40 protein-coding genes, 5 tRNA genes and 2 rRNA genes are annotated in these 25985 nt (G+C 43.6%); 42 read left to right on the top strand and 5 right to left on the bottom strand.

Annotation, left to right across the window (positions count from 1 at the left end; all coding sequences use genetic code 11):
- The first annotated feature begins 91 nt into the window (after nt 1-91).
- The 5 genes from rrf (JI723_RS19140) to birA all read left to right on the top strand — a co-directional run bounded on the left by rrf (JI723_RS19140) (nt 92) and on the right by birA (nt 2658).
- Nucleotides 92-207: ribosomal RNA gene (gene rrf, locus JI723_RS19140) — 5S ribosomal RNA — on the top strand.
- Nucleotides 208-252: 45 nt separating this feature from the next.
- Nucleotides 253-328 (top strand) — tRNA-Thr (locus JI723_RS19135).
- Nucleotides 329-356: 28 nt separating this feature from the next.
- Nucleotides 357-472 (top strand): 5S ribosomal RNA (rrf, locus tag JI723_RS19130).
- 180 nt (nt 473-652) lie between these two features.
- A complete protein-coding gene (murB, locus tag JI723_RS19125) occupies nt 653-1687 on the top strand; it encodes a UDP-N-acetylmuramate dehydrogenase (protein ID WP_272581403.1) in 1035 nt (344 codons plus the stop codon).
- Entirely contained in the window at nt 1684-2658 is a 975-nt protein-coding gene (gene birA, locus JI723_RS19120; protein WP_070929312.1) for a bifunctional biotin--[acetyl-CoA-carboxylase] ligase/biotin operon repressor BirA, read from the top strand. Before murB ends, birA begins: the two co-directional genes overlap by 4 nt.
- A 39-nt stretch (nt 2659-2697) precedes the next feature.
- Here the strand turns inward: birA and coaA are convergent, their stop codons facing one another.
- On the bottom strand, nt 2698-3648 hold the full coding sequence (gene coaA, locus JI723_RS19115) for a type I pantothenate kinase (protein WP_070929311.1): 951 nt from the start codon (nt 3646-3648) through the stop codon (nt 2698-2700).
- Between the two features lie 438 nt (nt 3649-4086).
- Here coaA and JI723_RS19110 point away from each other — a divergent pair.
- The 37 genes from JI723_RS19110 (at nt 4087) to JI723_RS18930 (ending at nt 21744) form a co-directional block, all read left to right on the top strand.
- A tRNA-Thr gene (locus JI723_RS19110) sits at nt 4087-4162 on the top strand.
- A gap of 16 nt (nt 4163-4178) precedes the next feature.
- Nucleotides 4179-4263: transfer RNA gene (locus JI723_RS19105), tRNA-Tyr, on the top strand.
- Nucleotides 4264-4339: 76 nt separating this feature from the next.
- Nucleotides 4340-4414 (top strand) — tRNA-Gly (locus JI723_RS19100).
- A gap of 6 nt (nt 4415-4420) precedes the next feature.
- A tRNA-Thr gene (locus JI723_RS19095) sits at nt 4421-4496 on the top strand.
- Nucleotides 4497-4616: 120 nt separating this feature from the next.
- Complete coding sequence (gene tuf, locus JI723_RS19090; protein ID WP_337979645.1) at nt 4617-5801, top strand: elongation factor Tu; 1185 nt, start codon at nt 4617-4619, stop codon at nt 5799-5801.
- 335 nt (nt 5802-6136) lie between these two features.
- Nucleotides 6137-6337 (top strand): bacterioferritin-associated ferredoxin, encoded by a 201-nt coding sequence (gene bfd, locus JI723_RS19085; protein ID WP_319069182.1) that lies wholly within the window; start codon nt 6137-6139, stop codon nt 6335-6337.
- Between the two features lie 128 nt (nt 6338-6465).
- Nucleotides 6466-6939, top strand: a complete 474-nt coding sequence (gene bfr, locus JI723_RS19080; protein WP_140183080.1) for a bacterioferritin — start codon at nt 6466-6468, stop codon at nt 6937-6939.
- 337 nt (nt 6940-7276) lie between these two features.
- Nucleotides 7277-7588 (top strand): 30S ribosomal protein S10, encoded by a 312-nt coding sequence (gene rpsJ / locus JI723_RS19075; RefSeq protein ID WP_001181005.1) that lies wholly within the window; start codon nt 7277-7279, stop codon nt 7586-7588.
- A gap of 32 nt (nt 7589-7620) precedes the next feature.
- Nucleotides 7621-8250 (top strand): 50S ribosomal protein L3, encoded by a 630-nt coding sequence (rplC, locus tag JI723_RS19070; protein ID WP_070928795.1) that lies wholly within the window; start codon nt 7621-7623, stop codon nt 8248-8250.
- Nucleotides 8251-8266: 16 nt separating this feature from the next.
- Entirely contained in the window at nt 8267-8872 is a 606-nt protein-coding gene (gene rplD, locus JI723_RS19065; protein WP_004926458.1) for a 50S ribosomal protein L4, read from the top strand.
- Entirely contained in the window at nt 8869-9171 is a 303-nt protein-coding gene (gene rplW, locus JI723_RS19060) for a 50S ribosomal protein L23 (RefSeq protein ID WP_004926456.1), read from the top strand. Before rplD ends, rplW begins: the two co-directional genes overlap by 4 nt.
- A 19-nt stretch (nt 9172-9190) precedes the next feature.
- Nucleotides 9191-10015: a 50S ribosomal protein L2 gene (gene rplB, locus JI723_RS19055; protein WP_070928794.1), complete on the top strand. Its 825-nt coding sequence runs from the start codon at nt 9191-9193 to the stop codon at nt 10013-10015.
- 14 nt (nt 10016-10029) lie between these two features.
- The gene (gene rpsS, locus JI723_RS19050; RefSeq protein WP_004265426.1) at nt 10030-10308 is read left to right on the top strand and encodes a 30S ribosomal protein S19; all 279 of its coding nucleotides are present in this window, start codon (nt 10030-10032) and stop codon (nt 10306-10308) included.
- Between the two features lie 15 nt (nt 10309-10323).
- Nucleotides 10324-10656, top strand: a complete 333-nt coding sequence (gene rplV / locus JI723_RS19045; RefSeq protein ID WP_004265430.1) for a 50S ribosomal protein L22 — start codon at nt 10324-10326, stop codon at nt 10654-10656.
- A gap of 17 nt (nt 10657-10673) precedes the next feature.
- On the top strand, nt 10674-11375 hold the full coding sequence (gene rpsC / locus JI723_RS19040) for a 30S ribosomal protein S3 (RefSeq protein WP_004265433.1): 702 nt from the start codon (nt 10674-10676) through the stop codon (nt 11373-11375).
- Nucleotides 11376-11386: 11 nt separating this feature from the next.
- Nucleotides 11387-11797 carry a 50S ribosomal protein L16 gene (gene rplP / locus JI723_RS19035; protein ID WP_004926449.1) on the top strand — a complete coding sequence of 137 codons (411 nt, stop codon included), beginning with the start codon at nt 11387-11389 and terminating at the stop codon, nt 11795-11797.
- Nucleotides 11797-11988: a 50S ribosomal protein L29 gene (rpmC, locus tag JI723_RS19030; RefSeq protein WP_008913885.1), complete on the top strand. Its 192-nt coding sequence runs from the start codon at nt 11797-11799 to the stop codon at nt 11986-11988. The genes rplP and rpmC overlap by 1 nt, the downstream gene beginning before the upstream one ends.
- Nucleotides 11988-12242, top strand: coding sequence for a 30S ribosomal protein S17 (gene rpsQ / locus JI723_RS19025; RefSeq protein WP_070928793.1), 255 nt, complete (start codon nt 11988-11990; stop codon nt 12240-12242). Before rpmC ends, rpsQ begins: the two co-directional genes overlap by 1 nt.
- A gap of 177 nt (nt 12243-12419) precedes the next feature.
- Entirely contained in the window at nt 12420-12791 is a 372-nt protein-coding gene (rplN, locus tag JI723_RS19020) for a 50S ribosomal protein L14 (protein ID WP_008913887.1), read from the top strand.
- 11 nt (nt 12792-12802) lie between these two features.
- Nucleotides 12803-13117, top strand: a complete 315-nt coding sequence (gene rplX / locus JI723_RS19015; protein ID WP_070928792.1) for a 50S ribosomal protein L24 — start codon at nt 12803-12805, stop codon at nt 13115-13117.
- 15 nt (nt 13118-13132) lie between these two features.
- Nucleotides 13133-13672 carry a 50S ribosomal protein L5 gene (gene rplE / locus JI723_RS19010; RefSeq protein ID WP_070928791.1) on the top strand — a complete coding sequence of 180 codons (540 nt, stop codon included), beginning with the start codon at nt 13133-13135 and terminating at the stop codon, nt 13670-13672.
- Between the two features lie 12 nt (nt 13673-13684).
- Nucleotides 13685-13990: a 30S ribosomal protein S14 gene (gene rpsN / locus JI723_RS19005; protein WP_004926440.1), complete on the top strand. Its 306-nt coding sequence runs from the start codon at nt 13685-13687 to the stop codon at nt 13988-13990.
- A 34-nt stretch (nt 13991-14024) separates the two neighbouring features.
- On the top strand, nt 14025-14417 hold the full coding sequence (rpsH, locus tag JI723_RS19000; protein WP_004907134.1) for a 30S ribosomal protein S8: 393 nt from the start codon (nt 14025-14027) through the stop codon (nt 14415-14417).
- A 14-nt stretch (nt 14418-14431) separates the two neighbouring features.
- Entirely contained in the window at nt 14432-14965 is a 534-nt protein-coding gene (gene rplF / locus JI723_RS18995) for a 50S ribosomal protein L6 (protein WP_070928790.1), read from the top strand.
- A gap of 9 nt (nt 14966-14974) precedes the next feature.
- Nucleotides 14975-15328: a 50S ribosomal protein L18 gene (gene rplR / locus JI723_RS18990; protein ID WP_070928789.1), complete on the top strand. Its 354-nt coding sequence runs from the start codon at nt 14975-14977 to the stop codon at nt 15326-15328.
- 14 nt (nt 15329-15342) lie between these two features.
- Nucleotides 15343-15843 (top strand): 30S ribosomal protein S5, encoded by a 501-nt coding sequence (gene rpsE / locus JI723_RS18985; RefSeq protein WP_004265471.1) that lies wholly within the window; start codon nt 15343-15345, stop codon nt 15841-15843.
- A gap of 6 nt (nt 15844-15849) precedes the next feature.
- Nucleotides 15850-16029, top strand: coding sequence for a 50S ribosomal protein L30 (rpmD, locus tag JI723_RS18980; protein WP_004926432.1), 180 nt, complete (start codon nt 15850-15852; stop codon nt 16027-16029).
- Between the two features lie 3 nt (nt 16030-16032).
- On the top strand, nt 16033-16467 hold the full coding sequence (gene rplO / locus JI723_RS18975; RefSeq protein ID WP_070928788.1) for a 50S ribosomal protein L15: 435 nt from the start codon (nt 16033-16035) through the stop codon (nt 16465-16467).
- Between the two features lie 7 nt (nt 16468-16474).
- Entirely contained in the window at nt 16475-17800 is a 1326-nt protein-coding gene (secY, locus tag JI723_RS18970) for a preprotein translocase subunit SecY (protein ID WP_070928787.1), read from the top strand.
- Nucleotides 17801-17847: 47 nt separating this feature from the next.
- Nucleotides 17848-17964 carry a 50S ribosomal protein L36 gene (gene rpmJ / locus JI723_RS18965; protein WP_004265484.1) on the top strand — a complete coding sequence of 39 codons (117 nt, stop codon included), beginning with the start codon at nt 17848-17850 and terminating at the stop codon, nt 17962-17964.
- Nucleotides 17965-18109: 145 nt separating this feature from the next.
- Nucleotides 18110-18466 (top strand): 30S ribosomal protein S13, encoded by a 357-nt coding sequence (gene rpsM / locus JI723_RS18960; protein ID WP_004907144.1) that lies wholly within the window; start codon nt 18110-18112, stop codon nt 18464-18466.
- Nucleotides 18467-18482: 16 nt separating this feature from the next.
- Nucleotides 18483-18872 (top strand): 30S ribosomal protein S11, encoded by a 390-nt coding sequence (gene rpsK, locus JI723_RS18955; RefSeq protein ID WP_002919257.1) that lies wholly within the window; start codon nt 18483-18485, stop codon nt 18870-18872.
- Nucleotides 18873-18909: 37 nt separating this feature from the next.
- Nucleotides 18910-19530, top strand: coding sequence for a 30S ribosomal protein S4 (gene rpsD / locus JI723_RS18950; RefSeq protein WP_004265487.1), 621 nt, complete (start codon nt 18910-18912; stop codon nt 19528-19530).
- Between the two features lie 25 nt (nt 19531-19555).
- Nucleotides 19556-20545 (top strand): DNA-directed RNA polymerase subunit alpha, encoded by a 990-nt coding sequence (locus tag JI723_RS18945; protein WP_004926425.1) that lies wholly within the window; start codon nt 19556-19558, stop codon nt 20543-20545.
- Nucleotides 20546-20582: 37 nt separating this feature from the next.
- Complete coding sequence (rplQ, locus tag JI723_RS18940) at nt 20583-20969, top strand: 50S ribosomal protein L17 (protein ID WP_004907152.1); 387 nt, start codon at nt 20583-20585, stop codon at nt 20967-20969.
- Nucleotides 20970-21109: 140 nt separating this feature from the next.
- Entirely contained in the window at nt 21110-21526 is a 417-nt protein-coding gene (zntR, locus tag JI723_RS18935) for a Zn(2+)-responsive transcriptional regulator (protein WP_070928797.1), read from the top strand.
- Nucleotides 21527-21543: 17 nt separating this feature from the next.
- The gene (locus JI723_RS18930) at nt 21544-21744 is read left to right on the top strand and encodes an alternative ribosome-rescue factor A (RefSeq protein WP_070928785.1); all 201 of its coding nucleotides are present in this window, start codon (nt 21544-21546) and stop codon (nt 21742-21744) included.
- Between the two features lie 3 nt (nt 21745-21747).
- Here the strand turns inward: JI723_RS18930 and mscL are convergent, their stop codons facing one another.
- The 4 genes from mscL to fmt all read right to left on the bottom strand — a co-directional run bounded on the left by mscL (nt 21748) and on the right by fmt (nt 25984).
- Entirely contained in the window at nt 21748-22158 is a 411-nt protein-coding gene (gene mscL / locus JI723_RS18925; protein WP_070928784.1) for a large-conductance mechanosensitive channel protein MscL, read from the bottom strand.
- Nucleotides 22159-22267: 109 nt separating this feature from the next.
- Entirely contained in the window at nt 22268-23644 is a 1377-nt protein-coding gene (trkA, locus tag JI723_RS18920) for a Trk system potassium transporter TrkA (RefSeq protein WP_070928783.1), read from the bottom strand.
- Nucleotides 23645-23677: 33 nt separating this feature from the next.
- A complete protein-coding gene (rsmB, locus tag JI723_RS18915) occupies nt 23678-24964 on the bottom strand; it encodes a 16S rRNA (cytosine(967)-C(5))-methyltransferase RsmB (protein ID WP_283126825.1) in 1287 nt (428 codons plus the stop codon).
- 72 nt (nt 24965-25036) lie between these two features.
- Complete coding sequence (gene fmt, locus JI723_RS18910; protein WP_272581379.1) at nt 25037-25984, bottom strand: methionyl-tRNA formyltransferase; 948 nt, start codon at nt 25982-25984, stop codon at nt 25037-25039.
- Nucleotide 25985 lies beyond the last annotated feature (1 nt).

The raw sequence follows: 25985 nt of genomic DNA, 5'->3' as shown, positions 1-25985 counted from the left end.
GAAGCCGAAAGGTGAAGGACACGCAGCTTGTTTGAGATTGAGGTTCTGGTTTGCGTTGAGATAACTGCAAACGGGAACGAAACAGAATTTGTCTGGCGGCAATAGCGCGGTGGTCCCACCTGACCCCATGCCGAACTCAGTAGTGAAACGCCGTAGCGCCGATGGTAGTGTGGGGTCTCCCCATGTGAGAGTAGGGAACTGCCAGACATTAATTTTAAAGGTTGTGTCAGTACTGACTGACCGCACCATATTGCTGATATGGCTCAGTTGGTAGAGCACACCCTTGGTAAGGGTGAGGTCCCCAGTTCGAATCTGGGTATCAGCACCAGAAATTATCGGCATTTAAAAAGAATTTACCTAGCGGCAATAGCGCGGTGGTCCCACCTGACCCCATGCCGAACTCAGCAGTGAAACGCCGTAGCGCCGATGGTAGTGTGGGGTCTCCCCATGTGAGAGTAGGGAACTGCTAGGTTTCAAATATAAAAAGCCACCTTAGGGTGGCTTTTTGCTATCTAGCTTTTATAAAGCACATCATTACATACGTTTCATACCTTCCATGCAATCTTCTACTGTAACTCTATTATTTAATGATTCTCTTCAATCAGCCTGTTAGACTTATCTAATCTTTATTTGTTATGTGCTGAAGGCAACAATGAACTCATCCCTTGAATTAAAACAATTTAATAGCTTTGCGCTGGAAGCAAAAGCAAAGTCAATTTATCTTGCAGGATCGGCAGAGCTTATTTATCAGCTATGGTGTGATGCAAGAAAACAGCAATTACCAGTTTTAATTCTTGGCGGTGGAAGCAACGTTCTCTTTATTGATGATTTTGATGGTGTAGTCATTCTTAATAGAATAATGGGGGTGACGACCACTGAGCAGGCTGATTTTTGGCATGTATATGCAGGCGCTGGAGAAAATTGGCATCAATTAATAGAATCTTTACTAAATCAGGGGATCTATGGTGCCGAAAATCTGGCGTTAATACCTGGGTGTGTGGGTTCTGCTCCGATTCAAAATATAGGGGCTTATGGCATAGAGCTCAAAGATCTTTGTGAGTATGTGGATACCCTTGATTTAACGACTGGAAAGCCATCAAGACTCTTGGCAGAAGAATGCCGCTTTGGCTATCGGGATAGTATCTTTAAGCATGAATATCAACACACACACGTTATTGTGGGAGTTGGTTTAAAATTACCTAAGCAATGGTCTCCTAAGCTTACATATGGGGATTTGGCATTGTTAGACCCACAAACGGTAACGCCACAGCAAGTTTTTAATTCAGTATGTAATACGCGTAAAATGAAATTACCGGATCCTTCTGTTACAGGTAATGCAGGTAGTTTTTTTAAAAATCCGATTATTTCGGCTGATAAAGCAGAACAATTGAGGCAACAATATCCGTCATGCCCACAATATTTACAGGATGATGGTTCCATTAAAGTTGCGGCTGGCTGGTTAATTGATCAATGCGGTTTAAAAGGCTACGAATTAGGTGGTGCGGGAGTACATACTAAGCAAGCACTTGTACTGATTAACAAAGGTCATGCTACCGGATGGGATATCGTCAATTTAGCTAAATATGTTAGTCAAACGGTTTATAAGCGCTTTGGTATTATGCTTGAGCCAGAAGTTAGATTTATTGGAAAATATGGTGAAATTAACCCAATGGACTGTATTTTATGAAAGAAACCAGTATTCCTCTACAGTTAATAGATATTCTGTCTGATGCTCAAATTCATTCAGGGCAACAGTTGGGTGATATTTTAGGGATGACGAGAGCAGGCATTAATAAACATATTAAAACACTGCGTTCTTGGGGGCTTGATATACAGACTATTTCCGGAAAAGGTTATAAGCTTCCCTACTCTATCAACCTTCTGAATGCTCAAGCCATTATGCAGCATACTCAAGGTAGTAATATTATCGTTGAGCCGGTTATTGATTCAACCAATCAGTATATGTTGGAAAGGATACCTAGCTTAAAATCTGGCGATGCATGTTTAGCTGAGTACCAAAGTGCGGGAAGAGGGCGACGTGGTCGTCAGTGGATTTCTCCTTTTGGTTGTAATTTATATTTATCAATGTATTGGAAGTTAGATCAAGGTCCCGCAGCCGCTGTAGGACTTAGCTTAGTGGTTGGTATTATCATTGCTGAAACATTGAATAAAATAAGCAAATCAAAAGTTAAAGTTAAATGGCCTAATGATCTTTATTTAAATGATAAAAAATTAGCAGGTATTCTTGTTGAGCTAACTGGTAAGACAGGCGATGCAGCCCATATTATTATCGGAATTGGCATTAATATTGGGATGGGTAAAAATAATATAAATAAAGATAAGGAAATTAATCAAGAGTGGTCATCACTTGCTGATGAAGTTGATTATATTGAGAGGAATGAGTTATCTGCAAATATTATAAATGCACTAAAAGATGCTTTAGTATTATTTGAAAAGGAAGGTTTGTTGCCATTTCTATCTCGTTGGTTTGAATTAGATAATTTCTTGGGGCGAGATGTTAAGCTATTGATTGGAGAGAAGATTATAACTGGTATTGAAATGGGGATTAATCAGCAAGGTGCTTTATTATTACGCCAAAATAATGGGGAGGTAATCCCTTATATAGGTGGTGAAATATCATTACGCTCTAATGAATAATAATTAAATATATGCCGGATAATTACCGGCATATAAAATTTACTTTCTTATTCTAACACTCTGAATAGAATGATTATCGCCCTTTGTCATTATTAAGCTAGCGCGCTCTTTGGTTGGCAAAATATTTTCTTCTAAGTTTAATCCATTAATTTCATCCCAAATAGAACTTGCTATATTAATAGCTTCCTCTTCGCTCAATTTAGAGTAGTTATGGAAGTAAGAATCAGGATCTGAGAAAGCACCTTGTCGGAATTTCAAAAAGCGGCCAACATACCACTGTTTTAATAGCTCAGGAGCGGCATCGACATAGATAGAGAAATCTACAAAGTCGGAGACAAACACGTGGTGAGGGTCATGTGGATAATCCATATCGCTTTGTAGGACATTGAGGCCTTCTAAGATGAGTATATCCGGCTGATCAATAACTTGCTGCTGATCTGGTACAATGTCATAAGTGAGATGCGAATAAACAGGGGCGACGACATTACGGGCACCCGATTTAATTTGAGAAACAAAATTGACTAGTTTCCTCATATCATATGATTGAGGAAAACCTTTTTTCTTCATGATGTCGCGATCTTTTAACACTTGATTTGGATATAAGAAACCATCTGTTGTAATCAAATCAACTTTTCTATGTTCTGGCCAACGAGTTAATAGCGCTTGTAATAAACGTGCTGTTGTACTTTTACCAACGGCAACGCTGCCAGCAATACCAATAATGTAAGGTACCTTTGCTCCATTTGTCCCTAAAAATTGTTCAAGGACAGCTTGGCGCCGTAAATTGGAGCTAATATAAAAATTGAGTAAACGCGATAATGGTAGATAAATTTCAATAACATCTTCCATCGAGAGCTCTTCATTAATACCTTTTAACTCTAGAAGCTCACTAGAAGTTAGTGTCAAAGGGACTGAATCTCGCAATGTTGCCCAATGTTCTCTATCAAACTCTAAATATGGTGTAGTAATAAAATTCTCTGTCTGTTTCATAAACCAACATCTGCCTATTCTATGCAGGTTGGACAGGTTGCCTAAACACCCGTATCCGTAAAATTAAGTTGCATCATAGCGAGTGAAAGATAGTTGGCGTAGAACTTTTTATGTTTTATGTGAATTTTTTTTGACGAAGGCAGTAAAAACGGCATTGATTGTTGAAAAAAACAACAGTGGACAATCAATAGTTTTGAACCTTATAGTCACTTTTGGACTTAATAAACAATGAAGATTATTTTTTAGCAGCGAGAGAACACTTTACGGACTAAATAATAATGGATTATAGTTGCGGTCTGCTGTAGATGTTTTAATCTGAATATAGCGAAAAAAACAGCAAAATCACAAAAAACGAATAAAATGTGAGCAAGTAAACAAAAAATTAAATTTTTTTGTTGCAAGTCTCGCTCACTCTTCCTAGAATGCGCAGCACTTGATGCCGGCATAGCTCAGTTGGTAGAGCAACTGACTTGTAATCAGTAGGTCCCGAGTTCGACTCTTGGTGCCGGCACCAATTAACAATTTGGATAGGTGGGATACCCAAGCGGCCAAAGGGAGCAGACTGTAAATCTGCCGTCATCGACTTCGAAGGTTCGAATCCTTCTCCCACCACCATCTCCTGAAGGGTCTTATAATAAGATTTATTCAGGTAACAGTTTAACAGCTGATAACTCAGGTAGCCGAGTTCATTGCGGGCATCGTATAATGGCTATTACCTCAGCCTTCCAAGCTGATGATGCGGGTTCGATTCCCGCTGCCCGCTCCAAGATGTGCTGATATAGCTCAGTTGGTAGAGCACACCCTTGGTAAGGGTGAGGTCGGCAGTTCGAATCTGCCTATCAGCACCACTCCTCATATGTTCTCATTCATCTCCCTGATTTGTCTCCTGTAAAAAACAAGCAAATAAATTTTAACTGCTTGGTTGATGTGGTGTAACCACCGATTCCGTGTCTTAGAGGGACAATCTAATGTCTAAAGAAAAATTTGAACGTTCAAAACCGCACGTTAACGTTGGTACAATCGGCCACGTTGACCACGGTAAAACTACCCTGACAGCAGCAATCACTACTGTTCTGGCAAAAACTTACGGCGGTAGCGCTCGTGCATTCGATCAAATCGATAACGCACCAGAAGAAAAAGCGCGTGGTATCACCATTTCTACTTCTCACGTAGAATACGATACTCCTACTCGTCACTACGCACACGTAGACTGCCCAGGACACGCCGACTATGTTAAAAACATGATCACTGGTGCTGCTCAGATGGACGGTGCAATCCTAGTTGTTGCTGCTACTGATGGTCCTATGCCACAAACTCGTGAGCACATCCTGTTAGGTCGTCAGGTTGGTGTTCCTTACATCATCGTTTTCCTGAACAAATGTGACATGGTAGACGACGAAGAGCTGCTGGAACTGGTAGAAATGGAAGTTCGTGAGCTTCTGTCTCAGTACGATTTCCCAGGCGATGACACTCCAGTTATCCGTGGTTCAGCTCTGAAAGCGCTGGAAGGCAACCCAGAGTGGGAAGCGAAAATTGTTGAATTAGCAGAAGCACTGGATAGCTACATCCCAGAGCCAGAGCGTGCAATTGACAAGCCATTCCTGCTGCCAATCGAAGACGTATTCTCAATCTCAGGTCGTGGTACAGTAGTAACAGGCCGTGTTGAGCGTGGTATCATCAAAGTTGGTGAAGAAGTTGAAATCGTTGGTATCCAAGCAACGGCTAAAACAACTTGTACTGGCGTTGAAATGTTCCGTAAATTGCTGGACGAAGGTCGTGCGGGTGAGAACGTAGGTGTTCTGCTGCGTGGTACTAAGCGTGAAGAAATTCAACGTGGTCAAGTACTGGCAAAACCAGGTTCAATCAAGCCACACACTCAGTTCGAGTCAGAAGTTTATATCCTGAGCAAAGATGAAGGTGGTCGTCATACTCCATTCTTCAAAGGTTACCGTCCACAGTTCTACTTCCGTACAACTGACGTAACCGGTACTATCGAACTGCCAGAAGGCGTAGAGATGGTAATGCCAGGTGATAACATCAACATGATCGTTACCCTGATCCACCCAATCGCGATGGATGACGGTTTGCGTTTCGCAATCCGTGAAGGTGGCCGTACAGTAGGTGCGGGTGTTGTTGCAAAAATTATTGCATAATCACAACCCACTTTAGTGAAAAGGGCATCTATAAGATGCCCTTTTGTATTTCACGCTTTGAACAACCAATAAGTACATCAATCACCATCTTATTCAACATCATCGAGTTTTATCGAATTGACTGAATAACGATTTTTCAAGCCATAATCAAGCAACAGCGCCGATAATACCTCTAAGTCAACGTATAATACGCCTTTATTTGCTGTGGACATCAACCTTTAATGAAAGATGTTTACTGCTTAGTAAAAAGCTAATGTAAATTAATAGTAACGATAATTGAAATGGTAATCATTTTTATTTAAACTGCCTGTATGTGATTTATACAGGTAGCTATTATGTATGTATGTCTCTGTGAAGCAGTCACCGATAAACAAATTAGGAATGTTGCTCGTAAGTACCAAGTGACATCACTGAAAGGGTTGCGTCAGATCCTCCCAGTAGGTCGTGAATGCGGTAAATGTATTCGACAAACGCGTGAAATTTTAGATGAAGAGCTAGCATTACTTGAAGATCTTTGTATTGCAGATGTAGCATAATCGAAATAATAATCATTTAACTTATTCATTAATAAGTAACTTTCATTCTAAATCTTATGGATAAAATTACTCATATATCAAATTTCAGTACTACACTTTAAATACTGGAAGCGATGGAGAGTAAAAAAATGAAAGGTGATAAAAAAATGATAGCCCACCTAAATAAGTTGTTGGGCAATGAATTAGTTGCAATCAATCAATATTTTTTGCATGCACGTATGTTCAAAAATTGGGGGCTTACTCGTCTTAATGAAGTCGAATACCATGAATCAATTGATGAAATGAAGCATGCTGATAAATATATCGAACGTATCCTTTTCCTTGAAGGCCTGCCTAACTTACAAGATCTGGGTAAACTGAATATTGGTGAAGATGTCGAAGAAATGCTCGCTTCAGATCTTAAGCTGGAGCTTGATGGTGCTAAAAACCTGAAAGATGCGATTAGCTACGCAGACTCAATTCATGATTACGTAAGTCGCGATTTAATGATTGAAATCTTAGCTGATGAAGAGAACCACATTGATTGGATAGAAACTCAGCTAGATTTAATCAAACGTATGGGTATTCAGAATTATACTCAAGCGCAAATTATTGAAGAGTAAAACGTGTTGATGGAATAAAATAGTGATGCCTTACCCTCTTAGTGGGTGAGGCATTTTTACTTTAGAGCCCGTAAAGTAAAAAAATCAGAAAAGTTTGCACATATTTTCCCCGATTACTTGCGTTTCACATTCAGTTGCGTATAATGCGCGAGCTTACTGATTAGTAAGCCCTAGATTTTAGGACTTAAAGATCAGTATTGAGTCAACGATTTGTTGCTCATTTAGACAATACTCCCGATTTGGGGGTTACATAAAGAACGATTACACTCCCCCATCAATCGAAATGGGTGCGAGGAGTAATCATTTACGTTTATAAAATAGTTGGAGCTCTGGTCTCATGCAGAACCAAAGAATCCGTATCCGCCTGAAAGCTTTTGATCATCGTTTAATCGATCAATCAACTGCGGAAATCGTAGAGACTGCTAAGCGCACTGGTGCGCAGGTACGTGGTCCTATCCCGCTGCCGACACGTAAAGAGCGTTTTACCGTTCTGATTTCTCCGCACGTTAACAAAGATGCGCGTGATCAGTACGAAATTCGCACTCACAAACGTCTGGTTGACATCGTTGAGCCAACCGAGAAAACCGTTGATGCTCTGATGCGTCTGGACCTGGCTGCCGGCGTTGACGTGCAGATCAGCCTGGGTTAATCAGGTCGTCGAACGATTGAGAGGTTGAAACAATGATTGGTTTAGTCGGTAAGAAAGTGGGAATGACTCGTATCTTCACTGAAGATGGCGTTTCTATCCCTGTAACTGTTATCGAAATCGAAAATAACCGCGTTACTCAGGTTAAAACTGCAGAAACTGACGGTTACAATGCAATTCAGGTGACTACTGGTAGCAAAAAAGCGAACCGTGTATCTAAGCCTGAAGCAGGTCATTTCGCTAAAGCTGGCGTTGAAGCTGGCCGTATTCTACGTGAATTCCGTACTGAAGAAGGTACTGAGTTTAACGTAGGTCAAAGTATTAGCGTTGAAATTTTCGCTGACGTTAAAAAAGTCGACGTTACTGGTACATCTAAAGGTAAAGGTTTTGCCGGCACAGTTAAGCGCTGGAATTTCCGTACTCAAGATGCTACTCACGGTAACTCCTTGTCACACCGTGTTCCGGGTTCTATCGGTCAAAACCAGACTCCGGGCAAAGTGTTCAAAGGCAAGAAAATGGCAGGCCAACTAGGTAATGAGCGTGTAACCGTTCAAAGCTTAGATGTAGTACGTGTTGACGCTGAGCGCAACCTGCTGCTGGTCAAAGGTGCTGTTCCAGGAGCAACTGGTAGCAACCTGATCGTAAAACCGGCTGTCAAGGCTTAACGTCGAGGAGATAGGAATGGAATTGGTAATGAAAGACGCGCAAAGCGCGCTGACTGTTTCCGAAACTACCTTCGGGCGTGATTTCAATGAAGCGCTTGTTCACCAAGTAGTTGTTGCGTATGCAGCTGGTGCTCGTCAAGGTACTCGTGCTCAGAAAACTCGTGCTGAAGTTTCTGGTTCAGGTAAAAAACCATGGCGTCAAAAAGGCACAGGCCGCGCACGTTCTGGTTCTATCAAGAGCCCAATTTGGCGCTCTGGTGGTGTTAGCTTTGCTGCTAAACCACAGGACCACAGTCAAAAAGTTAATAAGAAGATGTACCGTGGTGCTCTGAAAAGCATCCTATCTGAACTGGTACGTCAAGATCGTCTGATCGTTGTCGAGAAGTTCTCTGTTGAAGCACCTAAAACTAAGTTGCTAGCACAGAAACTGAAAGATATGGCTCTGGAAGATGTGCTGATCATCACTGCTGAATTAGATGAAAATCTGTTCTTAGCAGCGCGTAACCTGTACAAGGTTGACGTTCGTGATGCAGCGGGTATCGACCCAGTTAGCTTAATCGCCTTCGACAAAGTGGTTATGACTGCTGATGCTGTGAAGCAAGTTGAGGAGATGCTGGCATGATCCGTGAAGAACGTCTGCTAAAAGTACTGCGCGCGCCGCACGTATCTGAAAAAGCTTCTACAGCGATGGAAAAAAGCAATACCATCGTTCTCAAAGTTGCGAAAGACGCGACTAAAGCAGAAATCAAAGCTGCTGTGCAGAAACTGTTTGAAGTCGAAGTTGAAGGTGTTAACACTTTGCTGGTTAAAGGCAAAACTAAACGCCACGGTCAGCGTTTCGGTCGTCGTAGCGACTGGAAAAAAGCTTACGTTACGCTGAAAGAAGGCCAGAATCTGGACTTCATTGGCGGCGCAGAGTAAGTCGGAGGAGTAAAGAACAATGGCAATTGTTAAATGTAAACCTACGTCTCCGGGCCGTCGCCACGTAGTTAAAGTGGTTAACCCTGAGCTGCATAAGGGCAAACCTTATGCTCCGCTGTTAGAAAAAAACAGCAAATCCGGTGGTCGTAACAACAATGGCCGTATCACCACTCGTCACATTGGTGGTGGCCATAAGCAACATTACCGTCTGGTTGATTTTAAACGCAACAAAGATGGTATTCCTGCTGTTGTTGAACGTTTGGAATATGATCCAAACCGTTCTGCGAACATTGCACTGGTTCTATATAAAGACGGTGAACGTCGTTATATTCTTGCACCAAAAGGCCTGAAAGCTGGCGACCAGATCCAATCTGGTGTTGATTCAGCAATCAAAGCGGGTAACGCACTGCCTATGCGCAACATCCCTGTTGGTTCTACAGTTCATAATATCGAACTGAAACCAGGTAAAGGTGGTCAGTTAGCGCGTTCAGCAGGTACTTACGCTCAGATCGTTGCTCGTGATGGTGCTTATGTCACCCTGCGTCTGCGTTCTGGTGAAATGCGTAAAGTTTTGGCTGATTGCCGTGCAACTTTAGGTGAAGTTGGTAACGCTGAGCATATGTTACGTGTTCTGGGTAAAGCTGGTGCTAGCCGCTGGCGTGGTATTCGTCCTACCGTTCGTGGTACGGCGATGAACCCAGTTGATCACCCACATGGTGGTGGTGAAGGTCGTAACTTTGGTAAACACCCTGTAACACCATGGGGCGTTCAAACCAAAGGTAAGAAAACTCGTAGCAACAAGCGTACTGATCAATTCATCGTACGTCATCGTTCTAAAAAATAATTAGAGGATAAGCCATGCCACGTTCTCTCAAGAAAGGTCCTTTTATTGACCTGCACTTGCTGAAGAAGGTAGAGAAAGCGGTGGAAAGCGGAGACAAGAAGCCTCTCAAGACTTGGTCCCGTCGTTCAACGATCTTTCCTAATATGATCGGATTGACCATCGCTGTCCATAATGGTCGTCAGCATGTTCCAGTTTTTGTTACCGACGAAATGGTTGGTCATAAGCTGGGTGAATTCGCACCGACTCGCACTTATCGCGGCCACGCGGCAGATAAGAAAGCTAAGAAACGTTAAGGATAGGAGGAAGAGATGGAAACTTTAGCTATGCATCGCCACGCTCGTTCTTCTGCCCAGAAGGTTCGCTTAGTTGCCGACCTGATTCGCGGTAAGAAAGTGTCGCAAGCTCTGGAAATTCTGACCTATACCAACAAGAAAGCTGCTGGTTTAGTGAAGAAAGTACTTGAATCTGCAATTGCTAACGCAGAGCAAAACGATGGCGCTGACATTGATGACCTGAAAGTTGCGAAGATTTTCGTTGACGAAGGTCCAACCATGAAACGCATCATGCCGCGTGCGAAAGGCCGTGCAGATCGTATTCTTAAGCGCACCAGCCACATTACTGTGGTTGTGTCCGATCGCTGAGACTCTGGAGACTAGCAATGGGTCAGAAAGTACATCCTAATGGTATTCGCCTGGGTATTGTCAAACCTTGGAACTCTACTTGGTACGCGAATACTAATGAATTCGCTGACAACCTAGACAGCGATTATAAAGTACGCCAGTACTTGAATAAAGAATTGGCAAAAGCGTCAATTTCACGCATCGTTATCGAGCGTCCTGCAAAAAGCATCCGTGTGACTATTCACACTGCTCGCCCAGGTATCGTTATCGGTAAGAAAGGTGAAGACGTAGAAAAACTGCGTAAAACAGTAGCGGATATCGCTGGTGTTCCTGCGCAAATCAATATCGCCGAAGTTCGTAAACCAGAACTAGACGCTAAATTGGTTGCTGACAGCATCTCTTCACAGCTGGAACGTCGTGTTATGTTCCGTCGTGCGATGAAGCGTGCAGTACAGAACGCAATGCGTCTGGGCGCTAAAGGTATTAAAGTTGAAGTCAGTGGCCGTTTAGGCGGTGCTGAAATCGCTCGTACCGAGTGGTATCGTGAAGGCCGTGTGCCACTGCACACATTACGTGCTGACATCGATTACAACACTTCAGAAGCGCACACCACTTACGGTGTTCTCGGCGTTAAGGTATGGATCTTCAAAGGTGAGATTCTGGGTGGTATGGCTGCTGTTGAACAAGCTGAGAAACCAGCTGCTCAACCTAAAAAGCAGCAGCGTAAAGGCCGCAAGTAAGGAGCGTCGCTATGTTACAACCAAAGCGTACAAAATTCCGTAAGGTGCACAAAGGCCGCAACCGTGGTCTGGCGCAAGGTACGGATGTTAGCTTCGGCACTTTCGGTCTTAAAGCTGTTGGCCGTGGTCGTCTGACTGCACGTCAGATCGAAGCGGCTCGTCGTGCTATGACCCGTGCTGTTAAGCGTCAAGGTAAAATCTGGATCCGTGTGTTCCCAGACAAGCCAATCACTGAAAAGCCACTCGAAGTTCGTATGGGTAAAGGTAAAGGTAACGTAGAGTATTGGGTTGCCTTGATCCAGCCTGGTAAAGTCCTATATGAAATGGACGGTGTGCCTGAAGAGCTGGCTCGTGAAGCATTCTCTCTGGCAGCAGCGAAACTGCCTATCAAAACCACCTTTGTAACTAAGACGGTGATGTAATGAAAGCACAAGAGCTGCGCGAAAAAAGCGTTGAAGAGCTGAACTCTGAACTGCTAAACCTGTTACGTGAGCAATTTAATCTTCGTATGCAGGCGGCAAGTGGTCAGCTACAACAGTCTCATCTGTTGAAACAAGTGCGTCGCGATATCGCACGTGTGAAGACTTTACTGACTGAGAAGGCAGGTGCGTAATGAGCGATAAAATCCGTACTCTGCAAGGTCGTGTAGTTAGCGATAAAATGGAGAAATCTATTGTTGTTGCTATCGAGCGTATGGTGAAACACCCTCTGTATGGTAAATTCATCCGTCGTACGACTAAATTGCACGTACATGACGAGAACAATGAATGTGGAATCGGTGACGTGGTAGAAATCCGCCAAACTCGTCCACTGTCTAAGACTAAGTCTTGGGCCTTAGTTCGCGTTATTGAAAAAGCTGTTCTGTAATCGAATAGTCTTTTACAATGAATAAACGGCTCTTTTTTTACTGAGCCGTTTATTTTTTTCTGTCCATAACGAAGATGTGGTGTTATAATGCCGCGCCCTCGTATTATGGGGTATATTGAACGGTCTCTTCAATAATGAAGTGGCTCAGTAGTAGTTGACATTTAGCGGAGCACTAAAATGATCCAAGAACAGACTATGCTGAACGTGGCCGACAACTCCGGTGCACGTCGCGTAATGTGTATCAAGGTTCTAGGTGGCTCGCACCGTCGCTACGCAGGCGTCGGCGACATCATTAAAATTACTGTTAAAGAAGCAATTCCACGCGGTAAAGTGAAAAAAGGTGATGTCCTGAAGGCGGTAGTGGTGCGCACCAAGAAGGGTGTACGTCGCCCGGACGGTTCTGTCATTCGCTTCGATAGTAATGCATGCGTTATTCTAAACAATAACAGCGAGCAGGTAGTCGGTACGCGTATTTTTGGGCCGGTAACTCGTGAACTTCGTAATGAGAAGTTTATGAAAATTATCTCACTGGCACCTGAAGTACTCTAAGGAGCGGAACTATGGCAGCGAAAATCCGTCGTGATGACGAAGTTATCGTGCTAACTGGTAAAGATAAAGGTAAGCGCGGTAAAGTAAAGCAGGTTATTTCTTCTAGTAAAGTTATCGTTGAAGGTATCAATCTGGTTAAAAAACATCAGAAGCCTGTCCCGGCTCTGAACCAACCAGGTGGCATCGTTGAAAAAGAAACTGCTATTCAAGTTTCTAACGTTGCAATCTTTAACGCGGCAACTGGTAAGGCTGACCGTGTAGGCTTTAGATTCGAAGACGGCAAAAAAGTCCGTTTCTTCAAATCTAACAGTGAAACTATCAAGTAATTTTTGGAGTATACGATGGCGAAACTGCATGATTACTACAAAGACGAAGTAACTAAACAACTGATGACTCAGTTTGGTTACAATTCTGTCATGCAAGTCCCTCGGGTCGAGAAGATCACCCTGAATATGGGTGTTGGTGAAGCTATTGCTGACAAAAAACTGCTGGATAACGCAGCAGCTGACCTGGCAGCAATCTCTGGTCAAAAACCATTGATCACCAAAGCACGCAAATCTGTTGCAGGCTTCAAAATCCGTCAGGGCTATCCAATCGGCTGTAAAGTGACCCTGCGTGGCGAACGCATGTGGGAGTTCCTTGAGCGTCTGATTTCTATTGCTGTACCACGTATTCGTGACTTCCGTGGCTTGTCCGCTAAGTCATTTGATGGTCGCGGTAACTACAGCATGGGTGTACGTGAACAAATCATCTTCCCTGAAATCGATTACGATAAAGTGGATCGTGTACGTGGTTTAGATATTACTATCACCACTACTGCGAAATCAGATGACGAAGGTCGCGCACTGTTAGCAGCGTTCAACTTCCCGTTCCGCAAGTAAGGCAGGGTACTCATGGCTAAGAAATCTATGAAAGCGCGTGATGTTAAGCGTGCTAAATTAGCTGAGAAGTTCTTCGCAAAACGCGTTGAATTGAAAGCTATCATCTCTGATGTAAACGCATCTGATGAAGATCGCTGGGACGCTGTTCTCAAGCTGCAAACACTGCCACGTGATTCAAGTCCTTCTCGTCAGCGTAACCGCTGCCGTCAAACTGGGCGTCCGCACGGTTTCCTGCGGAAATTTGGTCTGAGCCGTATTAAAGTCCGTGAAGCCGCTATGCGCGGTGAAATCCCGGGCCTTAAAAAGGCTAGTTGGTAATTGTCACCATTTTGAATCACGGGAGTAAAGACAGATGAGCATGCAAGATCCCATCGCGGATATGCTGACCCGTATCCGTAACGGTCAGGCCGCGAACAAAGTTGCGGTCACCATGCCTTCCTCCAAGCTGAAAGTGGCGATTGCCAAAGTGCTGAAGGAAGAAGGTTATATTGAAGATTTTAAAATTGAAGGCGACATCAAGCCAGAATTGGAACTGACTCTGCGTTATTTCCAAGGTAAGGCTGTTGTAGAAAGCATTCAGCGTGTAAGCCGCCCAAGTCTGCGCATCTATAAGAAAAAAGATGAGCTGCCACAAGTTATGGCTGGTTTAGGTATCGCTGTTGTTTCTACCTCTAAAGGTGTCATGACTGATCGTGCAGCTCGCCAAGCTGGTCTTGGTGGCGAGATTCTCTGCTACGTAGCTTAATTCGGGAGGAAAGAATGTCTCGTGTGGCAAAAGCACCCGTCGTCATTCCTGCCGGCGTAGAGGTAAAACTCAACGGTCAGGTTATTTCGATTAAGGGTAAAAACGGCGAGCTTACTCGTACTATCCATAATGCAGTTGAAGTTAAACATGAAGATGGCCACCTAACTTTCGCTCCACGCGAAGGTTTTGATGATGCATGGGCACAAGCGGGTACAACTCGTTCACTGTGTAATGCAATGGTTGTTGGTGTTACCGAAGGCTTCACTAAAAAACTTCAGCTAGTCGGTGTTGGTTACCGTGCAGCAATCAAAGGCAATGCAGTTAGCTTGTCTTTAGGTTTCTCGCATCCGGTTGAACACGCACTGCCAGCAGGCATTACTGCTGAATGCCCAACACAAACTGAAATCGTACTGAAAGGTGCGGATAAGCAAGTGATTGGTCAAGTAGCGGCAGAACTGCGTGCTTACCGTCGTCCTGAGCCTTACAAAGGCAAGGGTGTTCGTTACGCCGATGAAATCGTGCGTACTAAAGAGGCTAAGAAGAAGTAAGGTAACACTATGGATAAGAAAGCAGCTCGTATCCGTCGTGCGACCCGCGCACGCCGCAAGATCCAAGAGTTGGGTGCGACTCGCCTGGTGGTACATCGTACTCCACGCCATATTTATGCGCAGGTTATCGCTCCGAACGGTTCTGAAACGTTGGTGGCCGCTTCTACTACAGAAAAAGCTATCAATGAGCAAGTGAAATTCACTGGAAACAAAGACGCAGCAGCAGTTGTTGGTAAAATTATTGCTGAACGCGCACTGGAAAAAGGCATCACTGTTGTTGCTTTTGACCGTTCTGGTTTCCAATATCATGGTAGAGTCCAGGCACTGGCAGATGCTGCCCGTGAAGCTGGCCTTCAGTTCTAAGGTAGAGGTGTAAGATGGCTCACATCGAGAAACAAGCTGGCGAACTGCAGGAAAAGCTGATCGCGGTAAACCGCGTAGCAAAAACCGTTAAAGGTGGCCGTATTTTCAGCTTTACAGCACTGACAGTAGTTGGTGATGGTAACGGTCGCGTTGGTTTTGGCTACGGCAAAGCGCGCGAAGTTCCGGCAGCAATCCAGAAAGCGATGGAAAAAGCCCGTCGCAGCATGAAAACCGTTGCTCTAAACAACGGCACTCTGTTCCACCCTGTGAAAGGTACACACACCGGTTCTCGCGTGTTTATGCAACCTGCTCACGAAGGTACCGGTATCATTGCCGGTGGTGCAATGCGTGCTGTTTTAGAAGTAGCTGGAGTTCGCAACGTACTGGCTAAAACCTATGGTTCCACAAACCCAATCAACGTGGTTCGTGCAACACTGGATGCTTTAGACAGCATGAAGTCTCCAGAAATGGTCGCAGCTAAGCGTGGAAAATCCGTCGAAGAAATTCTGGGGTAATCAGCCATGGCTAAGACTATTAAAATTACACAAGTTCGCAGTTCAATCGGTCGCCTGCCTAAGCATAAGGCAACTTTGATCGGTTTAGGTCTGCGTCGCATTGGTCATACAGTAGAACGTGAGGACACTCCTGCTGTTCGCGGTATGGTCAACTTGGTTTCCTACATGGTTAAAGTTGAGGAGTAAGAGATGCGTTTAAATACTCTATCTCCGGCTGAAGGTGCCAAGCACGCGCCTAAGCGCTTAGGTCGTGGTATCGGTTCTGGTCTGGGTAAAACCGGCGGACGTGGTCACAAAGGTCAGAAGTCTCGTTCTGGCGGTGGCGTACGTCGTGGTTTCGAAGGCGGCCAGATGCCTTTATATCGTCGTCTACCAAAATTTGGTTTTACTTCACGTAAAGCAATGATCACAGCAGAGATTCGTCTGTCTGATTTTGCTGCTGTTGAAGGCGATGTTATTGATCTGAACGCACTAAAAGCCGCGAATGTTGTTGGCATCCAGATTGAATACGCGAAAGTGATTCTGTCTGGCGAAGTGAATCGTGCAGTTACTGTACGTGGCCTTCGTGTTACTAAAGGTGCTCGCGCTGCGATTGAAGCTGCCGGCGGTAAAATTGAGGAATAAGTGACAGATGGCTAAACAACCAGGATTAGATTTTCAAAGTGCCAAGGGTGGTGTTGGTGAACTGAAGCGCAGACTTTTGTTTGTTATCGGTGCACTGATCGTTTTCCGAATTGGTTCTTTTATTCCGATTCCTGGTATTGATGCCACTGTGCTTGCCAAATTGCTCGAACAGCAACAAGGCACCATCATTGACATGTTTAACATGTTCTCTGGTGGTGCTCTTAGCCGAGCTTCTATCTTTGCTTTGGGTATTATGCCGTATATCTCGGCTTCAATTATTATCCAACTATTGTCAGTGGTTAACCCACGACTAGCAGAGATTAAGAAAGAAGGTGAAGCAGGTCGTCGGAAGATAAGCCAATATACCCGTTGGGGTACTTTGGTATTAGCAATATTCCAATCTGTGGGTATTGCAATGGGTCTTCCGAATATGCCAGGGATGCAAGGGCTAGTTATTGATCCGGGTCTCCCGTTCTACTTCACGGCTGTTGTTAGCTTAGTTACAGGAACTATGTTCTTGATGTGGCTAGGTGAGCAGATAACTGAACGAGGTATTGGTAACGGTATCTCAATCATTATCTTCGCTGGTATCGTTGCGGGTCTTCCGCCGGCTATTGGCCATACTATCGAGCAAGCTCGGCAAGGCGATCTGCACTTCCTCCTGTTGCTGTTGGTTGCAGTGCTCGTATTCGCGGTAACTTTCTTTGTTGTGTTCATGGAGCGTGGTCAACGTCGTATCGTCGTTAACTATGCAAAACGCCAACAAGGACGCCGTGTTTATGCGGCACAAAGCACACATTTACCACTAAAAGTGAATATGGCGGGTGTAATTCCTGCAATTTTTGCTTCCAGTATCATACTGTTCCCGGGTACAATAGCGTCTTGGTTCGGTGATGGAACTGGCTGGGACTGGCTGACAACTATTTCTATGTATTTGCAGCCTGGTCAACCATTGTATGTGTTGCTTTATGCTTCTGCGATCATCTTCTTCTGTTTCTTCTATACGGCGTTGGTTTTCAACCCAAGAGAAACAGCAGATAACCTGAAGAAGTCCGGTGCATTTGTACCAGGAATTCGTCCGGGAGAGCAAACGGCCAAGTACATTGATAAGGTAATGACTCGCTTAACTTTAGTTGGTGCATTATACATTACCTTCATCTGCCTAATCCCGGAGTTCATGCGTGACGCAATGAAAGTACCTTTCTACTTTGGTGGTACTTCCCTCTTAATCGTGGTTGTCGTTATCATGGACTTTATGGCTCAAGTGCAAACTCTGATGATGTCAAGTCAGTATGAGTCTGCATTGAAGAAAGCAAATCTCAAAGGTAAGTAATCACTCTGTGTGATTATGGTTTGCTTAAGAAGTTACGGAGAGTAAAAATGAAAGTTCGTGCTTCCGTCAAGAAATTATGCCGTAACTGTAAAATTATCCGTCGCAATGGTAGCGTTCGTGTAATTTGCAGTGTTGAACCAAGACATAAACAACGTCAAGGTTAAGAAAAAGCATTTTTTTCTTGCAAAGTTGGGTTGAGCTGGCTAAATTAGCCAGCCAATCTTTTTTATCGAAGATACATTATTGTTTGAGTATCCTGAAAACGGGCTTTTCAGCACAGTAATGTATATTTTAACTTAGGAGTGCATAGTGGCCCGTATAGCAGGCATTAACATTCCTGATCATAAACATACCGTAATCGCTTTAACATCGATTTTCGGAATCGGCAAAACACGTTCACAGGCTATCTGTGAAGCAACTGGTATTGCTGAAAATGTTAAGATCAGTGAGCTGTCTGAAGAACAAATCGACAAGCTGCGTGACGAAGTTGCCAAGTATGTGGTAGAAGGTGACCTACGTCGTGAAATTACCCTGAGCATCAAGCGTCTGATGGACCTTGGATGTTACCGTGGTTTACGTCATCGTCGTGGTCTTCCTGTGCGCGGACAGCGTACTAAGACTAACGCTCGTACCCGCAAGGGTCCGCGTAAGCCGATCAAGAAATAAGTCGGGGTACTGAATAATGGCAAAGGCACCAATTCGTGCACGTAAGCGTGTAAGAAAACAAGTCTCAGACGGTGTGGCTCATATCCATGCTTCTTTCAACAACACAATCGTTACTATTACTGATCGTCAGGGTAACGCATTAGGTTGGGCAACTGCCGGTGGTTCCGGTTTCCGTGGTTCTCGCAAATCCACTCCGTTTGCAGCTCAGGTTGCAGCAGAGCGTTGCGCAGAAGCCGTGAAAGAATACGGTATCAAGAACCTAGAAGTTATGGTTAAGGGACCGGGTCCAGGTCGCGAATCAACAATTCGTGCTCTGAACGCCGCAGGTTTCCGCATCACTAATATTACTGATGTGACTCCTATCCCTCATAACGGTTGTCGCCCACCGAAAAAACGCCGCGTTTAATACGTTTCGTTTTTTTTAGGACTGTTGGAGAAAGAAAATGGCTAGATATTTGGGTCCTAAGCTCAAGCTGAGCCGTCGCGAAGGAACAGACCTCTTCCTGAAGTCTGGTGTTCGCGCGATTGACACCAAGTGTAAATTAGAACAGGCACCTGGCCAGCACGGAGCGCGTAAACCGCGTCTGTCTGACTACGGTGTTCAGTTACGTGAGAAACAAAAAGTTCGTCGTATTTACGGTGTTCTGGAACGTCAATTCCGTAACTATTACAAAGAAGCAACACGTCTGAAAGGCAACACAGGTGAAAACCTGCTGACTTTGCTGGAAGGCCGTCTTGATAACGTCGTTTATCGTATGGGCTTTGGCGCAACTCGCGCAGAAGCACGTCAAATGGTTAGCCATAAAGCTATCATGGTAAATGGCCGTGTAGTTAACATCGCTTCTTATCAGGTTTCCCCGAATGACGTTATCAGCGTTCGTGAGAAAGCGAAAAAACAGTCTCGTATCAAGGCTGCTTTAGAGCTGGCTGAACAGCGTGAGAAGCCAACTTGGCTGGAAGTTGATGCTGCTAAGATGGAAGGTGTGTTCAAACGTATTCCTGAACGTACTGACCTGTCTGCGGACATTAACGAACACCTGATCGTCGAGCTTTACTCTAAGTAAAGCTTAGCACCAAAGAGAGGACACAATGCAGGGTTCTGTGACAGAGTTTCTAAAACCGCGCCTGGTAGATATCGAGCAAGTGAGTTCGACGCACGCCAAGGTGACCCTTGAGCCTTTAGAGCGTGGCTTCGGTCATACTCTTGGTAACGCACTGCGCCGTATTCTGCTTTCGTCTATGCCGGGTTGTGCGGTGACAGAGGTTGAGATTGATGGTGTACTGCACGAGTACAGCACCAAAGAAGGTGTACAGGAAGATATCCTGGAGATTCTCCTCAACCTGAAAGGGCTGGCGGTAAAAGTTCAGGGTAAAGATGAAGTTATTCTAACCTTGAATAAATCTGGCATTGGCCCTGTGACCGCAGCCGACATCGTCCATGATGGCGATGTCGAAATCGTCAAGCCGCAGCACGTTATCTGCCACCTGACTGACGAAAGCGCATCAATTAATATGCGTATCAAAGTTCAGCGTGGTCGTGGTTATGTGCCGGCTTCTGCCCGAGTACATTCGGAAGAAGATGAGCGCCCAATCGGTCGTTTGCTGGTCGATGCTTGCTATAGCCCTGTAGAGCGTATTGCCTATAATGTTGAAGCAGCTCGTGTTGAGCAACGTACGGACTTGGATAAGTTAGTTATCGAAATGGAAACTAACGGTACAATCGATCCTGAAGAGGCGATTCGCCGTGCAGCGACTATTCTGGCTGAACAGCTTGAAGCTTTTGTTGACTTACGTGATGTTCGTCAGCCAGAAGTTAAAGAAGAGAAACCAGAGTTCGATCCTATCTTACTGCGCCCAGTTGACGATCTGGAATTGACTGTCCGCTCTGCTAACTGCCTTAAAGCAGAAGCTATCCACTACATCGGTGATCTGGTACAGCGTACTGAAGTTGAGTTGCTTAAAACGCCTAACCTTGGTAAGAAATCTCTTACTGAAATTAAGGACGTCTTGGCATCTCGTGGTCTTTCTCTGGGCATGCGCTTAGAAAATTGGCCACCAGCAAGTATTGCTGATGATTAGGATCACAGGTTAAGGTTTTACTGAGAAGGATAAGGTCATGCGCCATCGTAAGAGTGGTCGTCAATTGAACCGCAACAGCAGCCACCGCCAAGCTATGTTCCGTAACATGGCAGGTTCTTTAGTTCGTCATGAAATCATCAAGACGACTCTGCCTAAAGCGAAAGAACTGCGTCGCGTCGTTGAGCCGCTGATTACTCTTGCCAAGACCGACAGCGTAGCTAATCGTCGTCTGGCATTCGCCCGTACTCGTGATAACGAGATCGTGGCAAAATTGTTTAATGAACTGGGACCTCGCTTTGCAGCTCGTGCGGGCGGTTACACTCGTATTCTTAAGTGTGGCTACCGTACAGGTGACAATGCTCCGATGGCTTACATCGAGCTTGTTGACCGTGCTGTTGAGTCTCAAGAAGCAGCAGCAGAGTAATCTGCCTGCTTTCAAGAAAACCGGGTATATTTGCCCGGTTTTTTTGTACCTGCTATTCTATCCTTGATTATATTCCCCTTAACTTGAATTTTTTCATTTAAACCCTATTTACTCTATGAGTGGAGTATGACTTTATGAATATGTATAAAATAGGCCAAATAGCACGCCTTGCTGATGTGACCCCGGATACAATTCGTTTTTATGAAAAACAAGGATTGATGGGGCATAAAGTAAGAACAGAAGGTGGTTATAGATTGTTTACTGACCAAGATTTACAGCGTCTCAGGTTTATTCGTTATGCGAAGCAGTTGGGATTTACTTTAGAGGCAATAACCGAGCTGTTGTCTATAAGAGTCGATCCTGAACACCATACTTGCCAAGAGTCGAAACAAATTGTTGATCTACGATTAGCAGAGGTAGAAAGGAGGATCCAAGAACTGATTATTATGCGTGATTCATTAAAAATGTTGAGTTCGGCTTGCTGTGGTGAAGAGCATACATCGACATATTGTTCTATAATGGAAATCCTTGAAAAAGGTGCATCAAAAGTTTATTAACTTATAAAGGGTATATTATGAGCCAGTATCAACACAAACGTGGAAAAATTAAAGATAATGCGATTGAAGCATTATTGCATGATCCATTATTTAGGCAGAGAGTTGAAAAAAATAAAAAAGGTAAGGGAAGCTATAACAGAAAAGAAAAACATAATAAAGGTGGTAACTGGGAGGCCAGTGGTAAGCAGTTTTTTAACTTATTACCACTGGCTTTTTAGTTATTACTTTTTATTTTGTTCTTTCAATAAATCACGAATTTCAGAGAGCAATACTTCTTCTTTAGTTGGAGCAGGTGGAGCTTCTGGCGCAGCTTCTTTTTCGCGACGAACTTTATTCATAACTTTAATTGCCATAAAAATAGCAAAAGCGACAATTACAAAGTCAAATACAGTTTGTATAAACATACCATAATTAAGGACAACTGCCGGTATATCACCTTCTGCGGCCCTTAATATGACACTAAATTGTTTAAAGTCGACCCCACCAATTAATAAACCAAGTGGTGGCATAATAATATCTGCAACTAATGATGAGACGATTTTACCGAATGCCGCACCAATAATGATACCGACAGCCATATCGACAACATTGCCCTTCATTGCAAATTCACGAAACTCTTTTAAAAAACTCATTTGACCCCCCTAAGTAAAAATACTTTGCTAAAAAATAAATATTTAGTTAATAAATTATAGTATCTAGATCAATTAAGCTACAAATAGAACATGCTTTTTATTTTGTAATTTATAAAAAGAAAGGACTTGGCTGAAATAGTTTTTCTACATCAGGAACGTATTTTTTATCAGTGATAAACATGATTACATGATCACCTTGTTCAATAATATGGTAGTCACTAGCAATAATAACTTCATCTTCCCGAACTAATGCTCCAATAATAGTTCCTGGAGGGAGTTTTATTTCGGAAATTTTCTTTCCAACAACTTTAGATGTATTTTCGTCACCGTGAGCAATAGCTTCGATGGCTTCTGCTACACCTCTTCTTAATGAAGACACACTGACAATATCAGCTTTGCGAACGTGTCCTAAAAGGGCGGATATTGTTGCTTGTTGTGGTGAAACCGCAATATCAATAACACCACCTTGTACCAACTCAACGTAAGCAGTGCGTTGAATGAGCACCATTGCTTTTTTGGCTCCCATTTTTTTTGCTAGCATAGCTGACATAATGTTAGCTTCATCATCATTGGTCAACGCGATAAACACATCCATCTGTTCAATGTGTTCTTCAGTTAGCAATTCTTGGTCTGATGCATCACCATAAAAAACAATAGTATCGTGTAGCAGTTCGGCGAGCTCTGTAGCTCTTTGCTGGTTTCGTTCGATTAATTTCACGCTATAATCTTTTTCAAGCCGTTTGGCTAAACCAGCGCCAACATTTCCTCCACCTACAATCATAAGCCGTTTATAGGGTTTTTCTAGTCGTTGCAGCTCACTCATGACCGCTCGAATATGTTGTGTAGATGCAACGAAAAATACTTCATCGCCTGCTTCTATGATAGTGGAACCTTGAGGGCGGATTGGGCGATCTTGGCGAAATATAGCAACTACTCTGGCATCAATATGTGGCATATGCTCACGTAAACTAGAGAGCGCGTTACCCACTAATGAGCCACCATAATAGGCTTTAACAGCAACGATGCTTACCTTACCTTCAGCAAAATTAACAACCTGTAACGCACCAGGGTACTGAATAAGTTTATAGATATAATCAATGACTAATTGTTCAGGGGATATCAAATAATCAATAGGGATCTGTTCTGGTAAAAACAGTTTATCCGCTTCACGAATATATTCGGTAGCCCTGATCCGTGCGATTTTATTGGGGGTATTGAAAAGGCTGTATGCTATTTGGCATGCGATCATGTTAGTTTCGTCAGAGTTAGTAACGGCAACTAACATATCTGCATCTTCCGCACCTGCATCACGAAGTACGCGAGGGTGGGAACCATGCCCATTAACGACGCGTAGATCAAATTGATCTTGTAATTGGCGTAAACGATCGGCATTGGTGTCAACGACAGTAATATCATTGTTTTCATCGACTAGATTTTCAGCAAGCGTACCGCCAACTTGTCCAGCACCTAAGATAATGATTTTCATTGATTATTCCTATCTCAGACAAAGTTCATATAGTTAAATGGCTTGTTTTACTAAACGTGCATAAAAAAAGCCATCACCGCCTGCTGCACTTGGTAGTATTTGTAAACCTGCTTCGGTTCCATCGTTGAGTATAGCTTCAGGATGTTTTGCTAAAAAGTTTTTTACTTGAAGGCTATTTTCTTCTGGCATCACTGAGCATGTTGCATAAACAAGTGTTCCACCAACTTTTAAGTAAGGCCAAATTGATTCAAGTATTTGAGACTGAAGCGTAGTTAATTCGTTAATATCAGAATCACGCCTTAGCCATTTGATATCAGGGTGGCGGCGTATTACACCTGTCGCTGAACACGGTGCATCAAGCAGAATGCGATCAAACAGTTGTGCATCTGCCCATTGCTCAGGTTTCGTACCATCGCCTTGGACTACAGCTGCTTGCTGTTTGAGTCGTAACAGATTTTCTTTTACCCGTTTAAGACGATGTTCATCAATGTCGACTGCTAGTACATGGGCTTTAGGGGCGAGCTCTAATATATGTGTTGTTTTACCGCCGGGTGCTGCACATAGATCAAGAATAGAATCACCATTTTGGGGGTCAAGTAATTCAGCGCAGCCTTGGGCTGAAACGTCTTGTACTGTTGACCAACCATCTTCAAAGCCAGGTAACTTTGTTACTGATATGGGTTCAGCTAATCTTATTGCAGAAGGATGTAATGGGTGTAGCTCAGCATTAATTCCTTCATTCGCTAATAATTCTTGGTATTGCTTAGCATTATGATGTTGTGAGTTAACTCTTAACCACATAGGAGGACGCAAATTATTTGCTTCCACAATAGATTGCCAGTCTTGTGGGTATGCGCTTTGTAGACGTTTTAATAGCCAACTAGGATGAAGATATTGGCTAGCATTGCCTGTACTACGTTCTTCGAGTTGAGCTTGTTGTCTTTGAAATGATCTGAGTACCCCGTTGACTAAGCCTTTTAATTGGGGACGTTTGAGTGCAACAGCGCCATTCACCGTTTCTGCTAGTGCTGCGTGAGCAGGGATACGAGTATAGAGTAGTTGATAGATCCCAACCATAATCAGGTAATGCAATGTTCTTTGTTTACCTGTTAATGGTTTTTCCATTAGTTGACTGACGAACCATTCCAACTTAGGTAAATAGCGTAGTACACCAAAGCAAATCTCTTGTAATAGAGGTTTATCTTTATCATTTATATTTTTTTGTAATTCAGGTAATACCGCGCTAAGAGATTGTCCACCATCGATGACTTGGCCGATGGCTACCGCTGCGATACTACGCAAGTTATATGTATTTTTCATAAGTGAGGATGAATTCATTAGTCACTAAAATAAATTTGCCTAATTATAGTATCAGGCAAATTTATTGGTGTTTTAATTAATTTGCTGGCCCGGTACGAACCATTCACGGCGAGAGTTGAGCAAATCTTGGGCGCTCATTGCTTTTTTACCTGGAGGCTGCAATTGAGTGATATTTAGCAGCCCATTGGCAGTCGCTATGCATATGCCATTTTTATCAGCGCTAATGATGGTACCTGGTTTTTCATTATGCTCTCTAGCAATGACTTCAGCGTTCCAAACTTTGATCAGTTGTTCTTGGATCGTAAAATAGCTCATTGGCCAGGGGTTAAAGGCTCTAATACAACGCTCAATTTGTTCTGCTGATAATTTCCAGTCAATTTTAGCTTCTTCTTTCGACAGTTTTTCTGCGTAATTTGCCAGTGAGTCGTCTTGTTTTTCTGGTGCACATTGATGTTTAGAAATAAGATCTAAAGTAGCTATCAATGCTTCAGGGCCGATAACAGCCAATTTGTCATAAAGTGTTGCACTAGTATCTTCAGGCATAATTGGACATTTTGCTTTATAAAGCATGTCACCTGTATCTAGCCCTTCATCCATTTGCATAATGGTTACGCCACTTTCTGCATCACCAGCCCAAATGGAACGTTGAATTGGTGCCGCACCTCGCCAACGAGGGAGTAAAGAGCCGTGAACATTCAGGCAGCCGAGGCGAGGAATGTCTAACACCGCTTTTGGTAAAATAAAACCATAAGCGACAACAATCATCAAATCAGCATCATGCTCTTTAATCCATTGATGATTTTCTTCCTTTTTCAATGTGGTTGGCTGAAAAACGGGTATTTGATGTTCTTCCGCTAATATTTTTACTGGGCTAGGCGTCAATTTTTTTCCTCGCCCCGCAGGCTTATCTGGGGGAGTTAGAACGCCGACAACTTGATGATGAGTTTTAAGTAAAGCAGCCAAATGGCCAGCAGCAAATTCAGGCGTGCCTGCAAAGATAATTTTTAGCGATTCTGACACT

The sequence above is a fragment of the Providencia manganoxydans genome (genome assembly GCF_016618195.1).
Classification (GTDB): Bacteria; Pseudomonadota; Gammaproteobacteria; order Enterobacterales; family Enterobacteriaceae; genus Providencia; species Providencia manganoxydans.
This window is presented reverse-complemented; position numbering and strand designations above follow the sequence as displayed.

Coding starts and splice junctions, on each gene's coding strand:
- rsmB (WP_283126825.1), bottom strand. CDS start 24,964: ATGAAAAATACATATAACTTGCGTAGTATCGCAGCGGTAGCCATCGGC.
- JI723_RS18930 (WP_070928785.1), top strand. CDS start 21,544: ATGAGCCAGTATCAACACAAACGTGGAAAAATTAAAGATAATGCGATT.
- murB (WP_272581403.1), top strand. CDS start 653: ATGAACTCATCCCTTGAATTAAAACAATTTAATAGCTTTGCGCTGGAA.
- birA (WP_070929312.1), top strand. CDS start 1,684: ATGAAAGAAACCAGTATTCCTCTACAGTTAATAGATATTCTGTCTGAT.
- rpsQ (WP_070928793.1), top strand. CDS start 11,988: ATGAGCGATAAAATCCGTACTCTGCAAGGTCGTGTAGTTAGCGATAAA.
- rplC (WP_070928795.1), top strand. CDS start 7,621: ATGATTGGTTTAGTCGGTAAGAAAGTGGGAATGACTCGTATCTTCACT.
- coaA (WP_070929311.1), bottom strand. CDS start 3,648: ATGAAACAGACAGAGAATTTTATTACTACACCATATTTAGAGTTTGAT.
- rplV (WP_004265430.1), top strand. CDS start 10,324: ATGGAAACTTTAGCTATGCATCGCCACGCTCGTTCTTCTGCCCAGAAG.
- tuf (WP_337979645.1), top strand. CDS start 4,617: ATGTCTAAAGAAAAATTTGAACGTTCAAAACCGCACGTTAACGTTGGT.
- rplX (WP_070928792.1), top strand. CDS start 12,803: ATGGCAGCGAAAATCCGTCGTGATGACGAAGTTATCGTGCTAACTGGT.
- secY (WP_070928787.1), top strand. CDS start 16,475: ATGGCTAAACAACCAGGATTAGATTTTCAAAGTGCCAAGGGTGGTGTT.
- JI723_RS18945 (WP_004926425.1), top strand. CDS start 19,556: ATGCAGGGTTCTGTGACAGAGTTTCTAAAACCGCGCCTGGTAGATATC.
- rpsH (WP_004907134.1), top strand. CDS start 14,025: ATGAGCATGCAAGATCCCATCGCGGATATGCTGACCCGTATCCGTAAC.
- rpsK (WP_002919257.1), top strand. CDS start 18,483: ATGGCAAAGGCACCAATTCGTGCACGTAAGCGTGTAAGAAAACAAGTC.
- rpsN (WP_004926440.1), top strand. CDS start 13,685: ATGGCTAAGAAATCTATGAAAGCGCGTGATGTTAAGCGTGCTAAATTA.
- rpsD (WP_004265487.1), top strand. CDS start 18,910: ATGGCTAGATATTTGGGTCCTAAGCTCAAGCTGAGCCGTCGCGAAGGA.
- rpmD (WP_004926432.1), top strand. CDS start 15,850: ATGGCTAAGACTATTAAAATTACACAAGTTCGCAGTTCAATCGGTCGC.
- rplP (WP_004926449.1), top strand. CDS start 11,387: ATGTTACAACCAAAGCGTACAAAATTCCGTAAGGTGCACAAAGGCCGC.
- rplD (WP_004926458.1), top strand. CDS start 8,267: ATGGAATTGGTAATGAAAGACGCGCAAAGCGCGCTGACTGTTTCCGAA.
- zntR (WP_070928797.1), top strand. CDS start 21,110: ATGTATAAAATAGGCCAAATAGCACGCCTTGCTGATGTGACCCCGGAT.
- rplO (WP_070928788.1), top strand. CDS start 16,033: ATGCGTTTAAATACTCTATCTCCGGCTGAAGGTGCCAAGCACGCGCCT.
- bfr (WP_140183080.1), top strand. CDS start 6,466: ATGAAAGGTGATAAAAAAATGATAGCCCACCTAAATAAGTTGTTGGGC.
- rpsJ (WP_001181005.1), top strand. CDS start 7,277: ATGCAGAACCAAAGAATCCGTATCCGCCTGAAAGCTTTTGATCATCGT.
- rplE (WP_070928791.1), top strand. CDS start 13,133: ATGGCGAAACTGCATGATTACTACAAAGACGAAGTAACTAAACAACTG.
- rplQ (WP_004907152.1), top strand. CDS start 20,583: ATGCGCCATCGTAAGAGTGGTCGTCAATTGAACCGCAACAGCAGCCAC.
- rpsS (WP_004265426.1), top strand. CDS start 10,030: ATGCCACGTTCTCTCAAGAAAGGTCCTTTTATTGACCTGCACTTGCTG.
- bfd (WP_319069182.1), top strand. CDS start 6,137: ATGTATGTATGTCTCTGTGAAGCAGTCACCGATAAACAAATTAGGAAT.
- rplW (WP_004926456.1), top strand. CDS start 8,869: ATGATCCGTGAAGAACGTCTGCTAAAAGTACTGCGCGCGCCGCACGTA.
- mscL (WP_070928784.1), bottom strand. CDS start 22,158: ATGAGTTTTTTAAAAGAGTTTCGTGAATTTGCAATGAAGGGCAATGTT.
- trkA (WP_070928783.1), bottom strand. CDS start 23,644: ATGAAAATCATTATCTTAGGTGCTGGACAAGTTGGCGGTACGCTTGCT.
- rplR (WP_070928789.1), top strand. CDS start 14,975: ATGGATAAGAAAGCAGCTCGTATCCGTCGTGCGACCCGCGCACGCCGC.
- rplF (WP_070928790.1), top strand. CDS start 14,432: ATGTCTCGTGTGGCAAAAGCACCCGTCGTCATTCCTGCCGGCGTAGAG.
- rpsE (WP_004265471.1), top strand. CDS start 15,343: ATGGCTCACATCGAGAAACAAGCTGGCGAACTGCAGGAAAAGCTGATC.
- rpmC (WP_008913885.1), top strand. CDS start 11,797: ATGAAAGCACAAGAGCTGCGCGAAAAAAGCGTTGAAGAGCTGAACTCT.
- rplN (WP_008913887.1), top strand. CDS start 12,420: ATGATCCAAGAACAGACTATGCTGAACGTGGCCGACAACTCCGGTGCA.
- rpsC (WP_004265433.1), top strand. CDS start 10,674: ATGGGTCAGAAAGTACATCCTAATGGTATTCGCCTGGGTATTGTCAAA.
- rplB (WP_070928794.1), top strand. CDS start 9,191: ATGGCAATTGTTAAATGTAAACCTACGTCTCCGGGCCGTCGCCACGTA.
- rpmJ (WP_004265484.1), top strand. CDS start 17,848: ATGAAAGTTCGTGCTTCCGTCAAGAAATTATGCCGTAACTGTAAAATT.